Source organism: Shewanella waksmanii (genome assembly GCF_043643685.1).
Lineage (GTDB): Bacteria > Pseudomonadota > Gammaproteobacteria > Enterobacterales > Shewanellaceae > Shewanella > Shewanella waksmanii_A.
Genome location: NZ_JBHZSN010000007.1, coordinates 1 through 13,480, shown reverse-complemented (window position 1 = coordinate 13,480; position 13,480 = coordinate 1). Strand labels below are relative to the sequence as shown.

Genomic DNA, 13,480 nt, shown 5'->3' with positions numbered 1-13,480 from the left:
ACTGAGCTAACGACCCATATCTGATTTGATGTAAATTAACCGGTATCAATGGTTAAAAGCCAACTGCCCTTTCTCTAAAATAGCGACTGAGCTAACGACCCATCTGGTTTCTAATTATTTAGCCACTCTAGAAAAAGTGGTGGGTCGTGAAGGATTCGAACCTTCGACCAATTGGTTAAAAGCCAACTGCTCTACCGACTGAGCTAACGACCCATCTTACCAACTAAATAGACTCTATTTAGTCCCTCAAGCGACTCTGCCGCTCTGAGGGCGCCTATAATACCTTTTTCATCTTCTCATGCAACCCCAAATTTCCCATTTTTTGTCATTTGCATGAAAAACAAACTAAGAGTATGTTTTTTAGTTGAATAGCGGTTACAGAGCAGCCAACTGTTGCTTAGCAATTCTCGCAGCAGCACTACTTGGGTACTCTTTGACCACACGCTGATAAAAGCCTTTTGCATTTGCGTTATCAGCACTTTTCTCAGCAATCATGCCAAGCTTAACTAAACTGTCACCGCGCTTGTTTGATTCTTTGTACTGATTTACCACAGTGGTAAACGCTTTTATTGCTTCAGGAAAGTCACCTTTATTATAGAGCAGTTGTCCCAACCAGTAATTTGCATTAGCTGCATATGTTGAATCAGGATAATTTGCAATGAAATTACTAAAGGCAGGTATCGCCTCTTCATATTTGCGTTCTTTCAATACAAGGTTCACAGCCTGCTCATAACTGGCTGTCTCGCCTAAGCTTGAACTAGTAGGTGCTGCTTCTATGGCCGTTAATGAACCTGCCGCAACTACAGTATTGGAACTTTGATTTGACGACAAATTAGCAATCTCATCATATAGCTGACGCTGACGCTGCAACATTTGTTCAATTTGATAGGCTTGCTGCTCATTTAATCCACGTAAATCAAGCACTTCTTGCTGTAATGTATCCAAACGCTGCTGTGTTTGAAAGTCTACTTGCTGACGTGCTTTTAACATGCGTTCAAGGCGCTCTACGCGGTCGTCATAAGATCCACCAGCAATGTCTTCTACTGGTGCTGGAGCAGCAACCGCTGAACCAGCACATAAGATCATTGCCGCTGTAAGTACGGCTCTATTCATAAATAACCCTAAGAAAAAAGAATTAGTAAACTAAAACGGCACGACGGTTTTTAGCAAAGCCATCGTCGGTACGACTCATGTCTAATGGTTTTTCTTCACCATAGCTAACAATACTCATTTGGCTAGGCAGTACACCCATACCTTGTAAGTACTTAGAAACCGCTTTAGCACGGCGTTCACCCAATGCAATGTTATATTCAGGCGTACCACGCTCATCGGCATGGCCTTCAATCATTACACGTACGTTTGGATGCTCAACTAAATACTCACCATGTGCATTTAACACTTCTGAGAATTGAGCTGATACTGAGCTACGGTCAAAATCGAAATAGATAATGTGTTCTTTACGTAACTCTTGGTTTTTAATACGTTGCTGCTCTTCAGGAGTCAAGATAGGTGCTACACCACCTGTTTCAACACCGCCACCGACAACTCCACCAGAAGTTTGTTCACTGCCACTTCCAGATGTTGAGCTAGACGAATCTGTTTCAGTATCAGAAGTTGAGCTACACGCACTAATTGCCATAATAGGTAGTGCAACAGCCATAGCCTTAAACAGCTTTTTGAGATCCATGTTTAAATCCTCAGTATTTTTGTAAGTTATCTATTTAATTATAAAAAAGGTGACCAAGCCGGAGATTTAATCTCACCTTGACCCACAGGCAGTCGGGCTTTAAATCGTCCATCCATAGAAACTGCCGCTAATACTTGTTTTCCGTTGTAAGTGGTCCCATAAATGACCATAGTACCGTTTGGTGCGATACTTGGCGACTCATCTAATCGGGTAGACGTTAGCACCTGCATAAAACGCGTCTCTAAATCCATGCGCGCAATATTAAACTTGCCATTAGTACGGTTTACAAACACCATACTACGCCCATCAGGTGCAATAGAGCCACCTAAATTCCATTCACCTTCAAACGTCAACCGTGAAATTCTTCCCGAATCCAAGGCCACTTGATAAATTTGCGGACGACCACCGCGCTCTGAAGTAAAAATCAATGACTTTCCATCAGGCGCCCAAGACGCCTCGGTATCAATCGCGTAGTGATTCGTAACTCTCTTAAGTGCTTTGGTATTGATGTCGACAACATACACTTCAGGTTGGCCATCTTTTGACAGTGTCACAGCCAGCTTCTTGCCATCTGGAGAGAACGTCGGCGCCCCATTAATACCTGAGAAGCTGGTGATTTTGCTGCGCGCTTGGGTGTATATGTCCTGAACAAAGATCTCAGCTTTTTTGTTTTCAAAGCTAACATAAGCTAATTTACGACCATCTGGCGACCAAGCAGGCGACATCAGAGGCTCAGGAGAGCGCAATAACATCTGTTCGTTATAACCATCGTAATCAGCAATCATGAGTTTATAAGGTGATTTATCACCATGATTGACCACCACATAGGCAATACGGGTTAAGAAAGCGCCACGAATACCGGTTAGCTTTTCATAAACAATATCACTGATACGGTGGCCATATTGTCTAAATTGCGCAGAAGTGATCACCGTTTCACGGCTATCAATAAGATACTCAGACGCATTAGTCGGACCAGAGCCTGATTGCATTTGTGCTTTAACCAGGTCGACAAGGTCAAAGTTAACCAAGTATTGATCCGGCCCATAGGGCTTAACCGAGCCCATGACCACAGCTTCAGCCGCAACACTGCCCCATTGACTTACCTTGAATTGATCGACAGTACTGATATTGCGCTGTGGTAAACCTAATTCATCAACAGGTTTAAAAGTACCACTGCGAGTTAAGTCTGACATCACAACGTCAGAGATCTGTGAAGGAACAGGACCTGTGCCCTGCCAAACAAACGGAACAACCGCAATTGGTCGTGCTGCATCGACACCTTCTGTAATGACAATATCAAGCGCTGCTTTGGCAGGACCTGTCACCAACATTAGTGCAACTATGAACCATTTACCCAGTACTTTCATGGGACTCCTTTAATTAAATTCCGGTTGAACGGTTAAATTGATTTCTTTGAGTTTGTTATACACATCGGCTTCACTTGATACAGGTAAGCGTCCGGCCTTATTAATGGCAGCTTTCGTCGCTCGGCAAACGACACTGTCACCTGAAATCACTTGACTGCCGGTAACAAAGCCATCTTTTGCTAAACGAATATTAACCCGGCAACTTTTACCACGCATTGACTCATCAACAACAAGGTTACGTTGAATGGTTGCTCGAATCATACTGGTATAACGTTGCACTTCACTCATCACTTGCTTATTACGAGTTTGCGATAAAGCAGCTTGCTCAGCAGCCAATGCTTCTTGCATCATTCGCTCTTGCTCACGTCTAGCCGCTTCTTCGGCTTTGCGTTTACGCTCTTCTTCAGCCTTCCGCTTACGCTCTTGCTCCGCTTTCCTGGCTGCTTCTTCCTCACGCTTACGCTTTTCAGCCGCTTTAGCTGCCGCTTCTTCAGCTGCTTTCTTCTCAGCCTCTTTTTGCTTACGTGCTGCTTCTGCTGCCGCTGCTTTTTGTTTCTCTTGCTGTTCTTTTAACTTAGCCGCTTTAGCTGCTGCAGCGGCATTTTTGGTTTCAATTTCTTTTTGCTTTCGCTCTTGCTCGAGTTTCTTAATCCGTTGCTGCTCTCGTTCCCTTGCCTGTCGCGCTTCTTTTGCCTGTCGCTCAAGCTCATCTTGACGCGCTTTTTCTTTACGCTCTTGCTCAAGCTTTTGCTGTTTTAAGCGCTCAACATGCTGGGCAACTTTTTGCTGGTCCACCACCACAGCCTGCACAGCCGGTGCACTGTTAGCCTGCGGTGTTGGCATAGGTTTACTAGAAAAATCGACGCCAAGCGCTAACACCACAATCACGCCAATATGTACACCAGCGGAAATGGTTAATGGAATCGTAAAACTTGATTTGCTCGACACCCCTTACTCCTCAGGTGAATCCGTCATAAGCCCAACTGAAGGTACTCCAGCTCCTTGTAATGTCACCATCAATTGAATCACTCGCTCATAGGGAATGGCGCGATCGGCTTTAACCACAACGGGACGCTCAGGCTCAAGCTGGATAATCGCACCCACTCGAATGGCAATTTCTTCCAAGTCGAGGGTTTCGCGAGAACTGCTACTGCCTACATCCAAAAAGTAATCCCCATCGGCATCGATAGATGCCACAACCGGCGGTTTGCTGTCCGCTGGTAATGCTTCTGCTTCCCCTTGGGGTAAGTCGACTTTTACACCTTGTGTCACAATCGGCGCGGTCACCATGAAGATAATCAGTAGTACCAACATCACATCGATATAGGGTACAACATTGATCTCAGCAACAGGCCGGCGGCGTTTACGCTGATAACCCTGCTGCATTAGGCTTGTTCCCTTTCGCTATAGGCCTGACGATGTAAAATACTCGAAAACTCTTCCATGAAGTTAGCGTAAGACATTTCCACTTTTTCAACTTGCGTCGAAAATCGGTTATAAGCGATAACCGCTGGAATGGCCGCAAAAAGCCCCATTGCTGTTGCAATTAGCGCCTCAGCAATACCAGGAGCCACCATTGCAAGCGTGGCATTTTCTACCGCACCTAACGCAATAAACGAATTCATGATCCCCCAAACCGTACCAAACAATCCAATATACGGGCTAGTAGAGCCAATAGTAGCAAGTAACGGCAAATGAGTTTCAAGCTTTTCTAGCTCTCGAGACAGTGACACACGCATCGCGCGATAACTACCATCCATCACCGCATCGGGAACGCGACCGTTCAGTTTACTTAGGCGAGCATACTCTTTAAAACCAGAATGGAACATCGCTTCTAAGCCTGAATTACTATCTTGTCGCGCCGACAGTTCCTTGTAGAGCTTATTCAGATCAACACCTGACCAAAACTTATCTTCAAATTTGAGGGCATTCTCTCGCGCAGATTTAATTAATTTTCTTCGCTGTAAAATCACCGCCCAAGACACCACTGACAAACCTAATAAGGTTAACATCACCAATTTAACTAAAAAACTGGCTTGTAAAAAAAGCCCAATAAATGAGATGTCAGCTTCCACAGTTAAACTCCTGAACTATATTTTGGGGAATGGCTCTGGGTCTCATTCGAGATAGAGCAATACATGCGACTAAGATGGTTCCTTCACAGTAAACACGTCCGTCTTCATCAAGCAACTGCTGCTTAAAGGTCAAAGAAGCCTTCTTTAACTCTATGACCTCTGTAACAACTAAAAGGTTCTGCTCGAATTTAGCAGCCACTTTAAAATCTAAATCTGCGTGTTTAACAACAAAAGCGATATCATCTGCGAGCAATGAAGTTTGTTGCACACCGATGTGACGAAGCCACTCTGTTCGCGCCCGTTCAAAAAACTTGAGATAGTTTGAGTGATAAACGACTCCACCGGCATCGGTGTCTTCGTAATAGACCGTTATGGGCCATCGAAACATAGAGTAGAGAACCAATAATATGAAGAAATTGAGGCCTACTATACCTAGACCGCTAGCAATTGTGAATGCTTCTCAGCGCCTTAGGATCACTATCTTCATAAAATTTTGTTAATAAAAAAGAGCAGCAAATGCTGCTCTTTTTTAATTTTTAATCAACACTATGCAACTATTGACCAATTTTTGCTGGCACTTGCAATCCAAAATTGGTCCACAGGAAGGTATAGATATCTGCAAACTCATCAATTTTCATCGATGTCGGCTTACCCGCTCCGTGTCCAGCTTTTGACTCAATCCGCATAATCACAGGTGCATCACCTCGTTGGTTATCTTGTAACAGTGCACCAAATTTAAAGCTATGCAAAGGTACCACACGATCATCATGATCTGCTGTCATCACCATAGTCGCAGGGTAAGCGCGAGGCTTAATGTTATGGTACGGAGAGTAAGCTAATAATGCAGGGAACTGCTCGGCAACATCGGCACTACCGTATTCACTGGTCCACGCCCAACCAATAGTGAACTTATGGAAGCGCAGCATATCCAATACTCCCACTGCAGGCAGCACTGCGGCAAATAAGTCAGGGCGTTGCGTTAACACCGCTCCCATTAACAACCCACCATTACTGCGGCCGTATGCGCCAAGCTTGGTTGAGTTGGTATACCCCTGCTCAATTAAATACTCTGCCGCGGCATAGTAGTCATCAAACACATTTTGCTTCTTATCAAACATACCGGCCTTGTGCCAGCTTTCGCCATATTCAGCACCACCACGAATATTTGGTACCGCATAAATGCCACCCATATCCATCCAAGCAATATTTGCTGGGCTGAATCTTGGTGTCAAAGAGATCGCAAACCCACCGTAAGCATAAAGGAGTGTTGGGTTAGCCCCATTCTTTTTCAGCCCTTTCTTGTATGACACCATCATAGGGACACGAGTGCCATCCTTACTGGTATAAAACACCTGCTCAGAGACATAGTCGTCTGGATTAAATGAGATATCTGGCTTGGCAAACAATGTCGATTGTCCCGTTTTAAAGTCAAAACGGTAGGTCGTCTGTGGCTGAACATAGCTATTAAACACGTAATAGAAGTAATCTTTACTGCGTTTACCATAAGGGCCGGCCACTTTGCCTTTTCCTGGTAGATCGACATCTTGGCGCTTGTCACCATTCATACTAAAGATGGTCAGCTTGCCTAATACATCGTGTAAGTAGCTAACGACAAAGTGGTCATGAATGATTTCAACGTTACTGATTGGATCGCTGCTTTCTGCAATAATGGTCTGCCAGTTTGCTTTATCTGGACTATTCACATCAATCGCAATGACCTTGCCATTTGGCGCAGCTAAATCGGTCTTAAAATAAAACACCGACTTATCATTACCCAGGAACTGATATTCAGCTTCTAAATCGATAATCAGCTCAACCACTTCAGCTTTTGCGTCTGTCAGTGACTGATAGAAAAAGCGATTACGGCTATCAGTGCCTTGTGAAATAGAGATCAGTAAATAATCACCTTTATCCGTTACACTGGCTGCGAAACCCCAGTCCTTATTTTGTGGACGCTCATAAATAAGTGTATCTTGCGCCTGCTTATCACCTAACTTGTGAAAATAGACTTTCTGGTTGAAATTGACATCGGCAAGCAAGTTACCGCCTTCAGGGGCATCATAGCGAGAGTAATAGACACCACTGTTATCCGCCGCCCATTGTGCACGTGAAAACTTAATCCACTTTAGTTCATCACCAAGGGCGCGACCTGTTGCAACGTCGATAAACTGCCACTGTTGCCAATCGGAGCCCGACTTAGACACACCATATGCAATGGTTTTACCGTCATTACTGACAGAAACACCTGACAATGCCACCGTACCGTCACTTGAAAGCTTGTTCGGGTCTAGCGCGACTCGCTCGACACCATCTTTACCTTTTACATAAAGAACCGATTGTGCCTGCAATCCGTCATTTCGGTAATAGAAGGTATTGTCGCCATGTTCAAAAGGTGCAGTTTGTTTTTCGTAGTTCCAAAGCTCGGTAATACGGTCAACCACAGCCTGCTTATTATTTATTTTTGATAAGTAGGCATAACCTGCTTGCTGTTGCTCAGCCACCCATTCATGGGTCTCGTCGCTCTCCTGTTCAAGGTAGCGATAAGGATCATGCACTTCAACACCATGCAGCGTCTCAACAACACCTTGAGGTGTTTGAGTTGATTTACTTGCATAGTTATCTGAAGTATCTGAGTTATTTTGGCAGCCCAATAGAGCAATACCAAGCCCAGCTACTAGCAGTGATTTTTTAGAAAATAGGGAATCAAGAACCATGTGTTGCCATCCTGGTGAATATTTACCACAGCATCGGTCAGCAATACCGGACACTGTGTTGAATTATTATGGTTTTATTTAATCATCAAGCCGTACTATACAAGCAAAAAAAAACATCGCAATCAGATAAAAAAAACAATTGGCCACTCATCTAGATTGCGATTGTTAATAAAAACATAACAAACATAAATAAATTGAACTGTAAAAATATGCATAGAATGTGCTTAATGACTCGAAAACCCATGTTTTTAGTGCATTCGCTCACATAAATAGCCCGCCAATGCATTAGAAAAACTTATGATAGAATGAAATTTTTCTAGCTTGTCGGGCCAGATGGTTAACTCTATAATTCATCTCGTTTTCAGGAAGTGTCTGCTTCGGCAGATGATGAAAACAAGAACTTTCGACTTATGTGCCTAGCACGTGAGTCAAATCCCTGGTTCTTATGCTTGACTTCCTTCCTTCAATTTGTTGATTGCAATGTTTTATTTTGCGGCCCACCTAACGACTAGGTGGGCTTTTTTTTGCCTGTTATTTATTAGGGCATGGCAATCTAATTGTTGCCACAAAAAAGCCCAGTCTGAGAACTGGGCTTTTTATGTATCGGATAAACTTATAAAGGCTTACTTAACCTAATCACCACTCTTCGGTTTCGGCTACGCTCATCAATGGTATCATTTGAAGCCACATGTCTACGCTCGCCATGACCTTGGGTATGGATCCGCTCATCAGGGATACCTGCTGCTAAGAAAAAGTCCTTCACTGACTTGGCCCGCTGCTCAGATACCTTCTTATTAACAGAGCGGCCGCCATAACTATCCGTATATGCATCGATAAGCACCAATTCGACATTCGGATCATAAGAAAGATACTCTTGCACCTTGGCTATTTGCGCCTTTGAATAGCGCGTTAGCTCTGAACCGCCAAACTCATAAGTAAGCACGGTAAACGAGATATCTTCGAAGCTATAGGGAAGCAGGTTTGATAAACATGCTCTAAATTGGCGGTATTGGCGACCAAAGTTTGCCGCTGATAAGCCAACTGCGATTTTATTGGCCTCGTTGTACCAATCTGCGTAATAAAAAGTCGGCTGCATGCCCTGCTCTAGCTCTGCCAACATTGACCACGCAGCATTTTTTGGCACTTCACCACTAAAGTACTTTTGATAAGTCAGCTCGGTTATTTTCTTTGATACCACACCAGGACGCCAAGCAGGCGCTAAACTCATCAATTTAGCATCAGTGACCGCGTCAGGTTTTACCCACATATCAAGGGTAAAATTCAAATCATGATCTTTTCCGGCACGGCTGGTAAATACTGCTTTACCATAGGAAGGGATTTCATGTTCAAGTCGGCATATAATCGGTGTATTGTCACTGATCCGCCAGTTAGATTGTTCTAATGAGGCAACGTAATGGCGCAACTCTGCTTGAGCCGTCAAAGGCAAACAAACTACACAAGCTAGTAACCCTCTTAACCACATATTCCTTGCACTCTTAGATTATTGTCGTTACTTACAGCTATCGGCACAGTTTGATGAACCTTTAGCTTAAATAATCGCCAAACAAACATGACAATCAATTACATCTTAGCCCATAATAGCGTCCTGCTAATAAATTGGACATTTTAATGAGCGATATTTGCGACGCTAACAAACTGAATCATCGATTTCGCGGCTACTTTCCGGTTGTCATTGACGTAGAAACAGCAGGCTTTAACGCCCAAACCGATGCTCTGCTTGAAATTGCTGTCACCTTATTAAAAATGACCGACGAAGGCGAATTGGTTTTAGATAAAACCCTACACTATCACATTGAACCATTTGAAGGTGCCAACCTCGAACCTGACGCACTGGCGTTCAATGGTATTGACCCAGACAACCCACTACGTGGCGCCGTCTCCGAAAAAGAGGCGTTTTTAACCATCTTTAAAGAAGTTAAAAAAGCCCAAAAGGCCAGTGATTGTCATCGCAGTATTATCGTTGCCCATAATGCGGCATTTGATCATGGTTTTGTCACCAAAGCCATTGAACGTAATAACTTGAAACGTACACCGTTCCACCCTTTTGCGACTTTTGATACCGCCGCATTATCAGGTTTGGCACTCGGACACACTGTATTGGCAAAAGCCTGCGCCATTGCAGGTATAGATTTTGACAATAAAGAGGCCCATTCCGCACTTTATGATACCGAACGCACCGCCGAACTATTTTGTCATATCGTCAACAAATGGAAGGCGTTAGGCGGTTGGCCGATCGCTGAGCCACCACTAGCAGACGAAAATTAATATCCATCGTCAACGACACGCCCCGTCGGCAATCTATTTATAGATTGCCCTATCTTGGCCGTTTTTTTCTTCAAGCATCACCAATCACAGTCAGCATTTCATAGCGCTACAACAAAAGACTGCATTATCTGAAAACAGCCAGGCATAACTACGCAGTTTACCTTGAAGTGGTCTACTATCAGTAGGCTTCTTCGCAAAAGTAATATGGATATTGCTGAAAAAATGAAGCCGCATGGAGGCTGGCGACATGAATATAACCCTACCAGATAGAGTAAAATTACCTTTTGAGTTTGATGCCAAACAATTACGTCTAAACCTTTCTTGTATTGAAGAGCTCATCAAACAGGCATCCAGCCTACCGCAAAACGGCAAACAGCATTGGCGAACTATTGATTTATACCATCAGCAGACAGCGGTCCAACGGGCCCCAATGCAATCAATGGCAGTCAACAGCAGCCGCCCATCCAATAGTTATTTGGATAGTGCGCCCTACATTCAAGCTGTTCTCAACCACTTTAAATGCCCTATTGTCAACGTACTCCTAGCAAAAATAACAGCGCACAGCAGTCATAGCCAAATGGCCTCTGTGCCCATCGACAGTGAACATGGCCTAGCGAGGCTTTATATTCCAATTACAGCTAATGATGAAGTTTGCTTTGTGCTCAACAGCGTTGACGTCGCTATGCAGGCAGGAGAATGTTGGTATTTACGTGTCAGCGATCCCTATAGTGTGATGAATAGTAGCGCTGAAGATAAAGTGCATTTAATCATAGATACTCGGGTCAACTTATGGCTTGCTACCCAGCTGAAAATGCAATAGCGGCGAGTGACGCCAGTGTCACTTAGAATCAATATCCATAAAAAAGCCGCATCACTGCGGCTTTAATTGATTAACGCGAGCTAGATTTATAGCGAGTCAGCGTTATCGTTTAGGTAAGAAGCAACACCTTCTGGGCTTGCATCCATACCTTTGTCGCCTTTTTCCCAACCAGCAGGACATACATCACCGTGCTCTTCGTGGAACTGAAGCGCATCGATCATACGTAGCATTTCATCAACATTACGGCCTAGTGGTAGGTCGTTAACAACTTGGTGACGAACTTGACCTTCTTTGTCGATTAGGAAAGAACCACGGAAAGCAACGCCAGCTTCTGGATGCTCTACATCGTATGCTTTACAGATTTCATGCTTAACGTCAGCAACAAGCGTATATTGAACTTGGCCAATACCACCCTTATCAACTGGAGTGTTACGCCATGCATTGTGAGTGAACTGAGAATCGATAGAAACACCGATCACTTCAACACCACGCTTTTTGAACTCGTCCATACGGTGATCAAAAGCAATCAACTCTGAAGGGCAAACAAAAGTGAAATCAAGTGGGTAGAAGAAAATTACCGTTGGCTTGCCTTTAATCGCTTCAGCTAAGTTAAAGCTATCTACGATTTCGCCATTACCAAGTACAGCTGCAGCAGTGAAGTCAGGAGCCGGACGGCCTACTAATACGCTCATTTTATATCTCCATCTATGGATTGAAAAACGACTTTTCGTTTTAAATATATTGGCATTATAGGCAGTGTTTCATCTTGTACAAGGGTTTTGCGATGAATATCACTTTTTTAAATAAATATTCATCGAAGTCAGTCACAACTGCTGAATTGTGCAGCAGATAGGTGTCCCCTTGGCACCTATCATCAATAATCCCTTAGCTTTATTAGGGTGATAACCTTTTATCCAATAGCGAGTGTTTTTGTTGACCTTATTGCTACCTTTATTAGCTTAGCCTCCACAAAACCATAACAACCTAGGATATATCTCATATAAACACCTGCAAAACTGGACATACAAGGCATTTACTGGCAAGAATAACCGCTTAACCAAACGAAAAATTAGAAAGTATAGATATATGAATGCTGTTGTTGTTGCCGTTTGCTTGATGCTGGGACTGAGCCTAGCACGAGTCAACGTTGTAATTGCTTTGACTATCAGTGCACTGGTAGCAGGCTTAATGGGAGGAATGAACCTTCAACAAACTGTCGATGCCTTTAACACAGGCCTAGGTGGCGGAGCGCAGATTGCGTTAAGTTATGCCTTACTCGGCGCATTTGCTGTGGCATTGTCCCACTCGGGCTTAACCACACTCATCTCCTCTAAAGTTATTGGTGCTTTAGGAAAAGAGCAGAATCAAACCAACATCAAACGCGTTCGTTGGTTATTGCTATTGGCTATTCTTGCTATGGCAATTTCATCGCAAAATCTATTGCCGATCCATATAGCCTTTATCCCAATTTTGATTCCGCCTTTACTACATGTGATGTCGAAATTAAAACTCGATAGACGATTAGTGGCCTGCGTACTGACATTTGGCTTGGTCACCACCTATATGATCTTGCCAGTTGGCTTTGGTGGCATCTTCCTCAATGACATTCTATTAGCTAACCTTAATAGCAATGATCTCAATGCAGTACGAGAGCAAATTCCCAGCGCAATGTTAATTCCTGCATTAGGCATGATTTGTGGTTTATTAATTGCTGTATTTGTCAGCTACCGTAAACCCCGTGAATACCAAGCCAATAAAGTAGAAACTGAAGCGTCATTGCAACAAATTAGTGGCAAAAATATTGCTATCTCTCTAGTGGCAATTGCAGCAACGTTGGCGGTACAACTCTACACTGGCTCAATGATATTTGGCGCATTAATCGGTTTTATTATTTTTAGTTTCTCTGGCGCACTCAGCCACGTTGCCGACCAAGATATCTTTAACCAAGGTGTCCGCATGATGGCCAATATCGGCTTTATCATGATCTCAGCCGCAGGTTTTGCGGCGGTCGTCAAAGCCACTGGTGATGTAACAACCTTAGTGGCATCACTGAGTGACATGATCGGCGACAATAAAGCCTTGGCCGCCTTCTTAATGTTGCTAGTTGGGCTATTTATCACCATGGGAATCGGCTCATCTTTCTCTACTATCCCCATTATTGCCACTATCTATGTGCCACTGGCTATCACCTTTGGTTTCTCTGTGCCAGCCACCATTGCCTTAGTCGGTACCGCAGCGGCTCTTGGAGATGCAGGTTCGCCAGCATCTGACTCAACCCTTGGCCCCACCGCTGGTTTGAATGCCGATGGTCAGCACGATCATATCCGTGACAGCGTGATCCCAACCTTCATTCATTACAATATTCCATTGTTAGTATTTGGTTGGATAGCTGCCATGGTGCTGTAATCAACCCGCAATAAAAAAGGAGCCAAATGGCTCCTTTTTTATTGTCTCTGACCCGTCCTAAATAACGTTGACACTTTTCAAACCTTTTTTGGAGAGTGTTATGAAATCAATAGTTAAGCGAACTC

At 43.8% G+C, this 13,480-nt stretch carries 13 protein-coding genes and 1 tRNA gene; 3 read left to right on the top strand and 11 right to left on the bottom strand.

All coding sequences use genetic code 11. The features are described from left to right. Positions 1-137: 137 nt before the first annotated feature. From ACHUFW_RS12270 to ACHUFW_RS12225, 10 genes are all read right to left on the bottom strand, one after another. Positions 138-213 (bottom strand) — tRNA-Lys (locus ACHUFW_RS12270). 162 nt (positions 214-375) lie between these two features. Beyond that, positions 376-1,113, bottom strand: a complete 738-nt coding sequence (ybgF, locus tag ACHUFW_RS12265) for a tol-pal system protein YbgF (protein ID WP_394203434.1) — start codon at positions 1,111-1,113, stop codon at positions 376-378. 22 nt (positions 1,114-1,135) lie between these two features. Then, on the bottom strand, positions 1,136-1,687 hold the full coding sequence (gene pal / locus ACHUFW_RS12260; protein WP_394203433.1) for a peptidoglycan-associated lipoprotein Pal: 552 nt from the start codon (positions 1,685-1,687) through the stop codon (positions 1,136-1,138). Between the two features lie 38 nt (positions 1,688-1,725). Continuing rightward, positions 1,726-3,054 carry a Tol-Pal system beta propeller repeat protein TolB gene (gene tolB / locus ACHUFW_RS12255; protein WP_394203432.1) on the bottom strand — a complete coding sequence of 443 codons (1,329 nt, stop codon included), beginning with the start codon at positions 3,052-3,054 and terminating at the stop codon, positions 1,726-1,728. A 9-nt stretch (positions 3,055-3,063) separates the two neighbouring features. Then, complete coding sequence (gene tolA / locus ACHUFW_RS12250) at positions 3,064-4,002, bottom strand: cell envelope integrity protein TolA (RefSeq protein ID WP_394203431.1); 939 nt, start codon at positions 4,000-4,002, stop codon at positions 3,064-3,066. A gap of 3 nt (positions 4,003-4,005) precedes the next feature. Next, complete coding sequence (gene tolR / locus ACHUFW_RS12245; RefSeq protein WP_394203429.1) at positions 4,006-4,440, bottom strand: protein TolR; 435 nt, start codon at positions 4,438-4,440, stop codon at positions 4,006-4,008. Next, entirely contained in the window at positions 4,440-5,129 is a 690-nt protein-coding gene (tolQ, locus tag ACHUFW_RS12240; RefSeq protein WP_394203427.1) for a protein TolQ, read from the bottom strand. The genes tolR and tolQ overlap by 1 nt, the downstream gene beginning before the upstream one ends. Beyond that, on the bottom strand, positions 5,119-5,517 hold the full coding sequence (gene ybgC / locus ACHUFW_RS12235) for a tol-pal system-associated acyl-CoA thioesterase (protein ID WP_394203425.1): 399 nt from the start codon (positions 5,515-5,517) through the stop codon (positions 5,119-5,121). The genes tolQ and ybgC overlap by 11 nt, the downstream gene beginning before the upstream one ends. Before the next feature lie 166 nt (positions 5,518-5,683). Then, complete coding sequence (locus ACHUFW_RS12230) at positions 5,684-7,843, bottom strand: prolyl oligopeptidase family serine peptidase (RefSeq protein ID WP_394203424.1); 2,160 nt, start codon at positions 7,841-7,843, stop codon at positions 5,684-5,686. 613 nt (positions 7,844-8,456) lie between these two features. Then, positions 8,457-9,326, bottom strand: a complete 870-nt coding sequence (locus ACHUFW_RS12225; RefSeq protein WP_394203422.1) for a flagellar protein MotY — start codon at positions 9,324-9,326, stop codon at positions 8,457-8,459. A gap of 146 nt (positions 9,327-9,472) precedes the next feature. Here ACHUFW_RS12225 and rnt point away from each other — a divergent pair, with 146 nt between their 5' ends. Then, positions 9,473-10,129 carry a ribonuclease T gene (gene rnt, locus ACHUFW_RS12220; protein WP_394203420.1) on the top strand — a complete coding sequence of 219 codons (657 nt, stop codon included), beginning with the start codon at positions 9,473-9,475 and terminating at the stop codon, positions 10,127-10,129. A 247-nt stretch (positions 10,130-10,376) separates the two neighbouring features. Next, on the top strand, positions 10,377-10,949 hold the full coding sequence (locus tag ACHUFW_RS12215) for an aspartyl/asparaginyl beta-hydroxylase domain-containing protein (RefSeq protein ID WP_394203418.1): 573 nt from the start codon (positions 10,377-10,379) through the stop codon (positions 10,947-10,949). 86 nt (positions 10,950-11,035) lie between these two features. Here the strand turns inward: ACHUFW_RS12215 and ACHUFW_RS12210 are convergent, their stop codons facing one another. Continuing rightward, positions 11,036-11,641, bottom strand: a complete 606-nt coding sequence (locus tag ACHUFW_RS12210) for a peroxiredoxin (RefSeq protein ID WP_394203417.1) — start codon at positions 11,639-11,641, stop codon at positions 11,036-11,038. Positions 11,642-12,035: 394 nt separating this feature from the next. Here ACHUFW_RS12210 and ACHUFW_RS12205 point away from each other — a divergent pair, with 394 nt between their 5' ends. Beyond that, positions 12,036-13,355 (top strand): Na+/H+ antiporter family protein, encoded by a 1,320-nt coding sequence (locus ACHUFW_RS12205; protein ID WP_394203416.1) that lies wholly within the window; start codon positions 12,036-12,038, stop codon positions 13,353-13,355. Positions 13,356-13,480 lie beyond the last annotated feature (125 nt).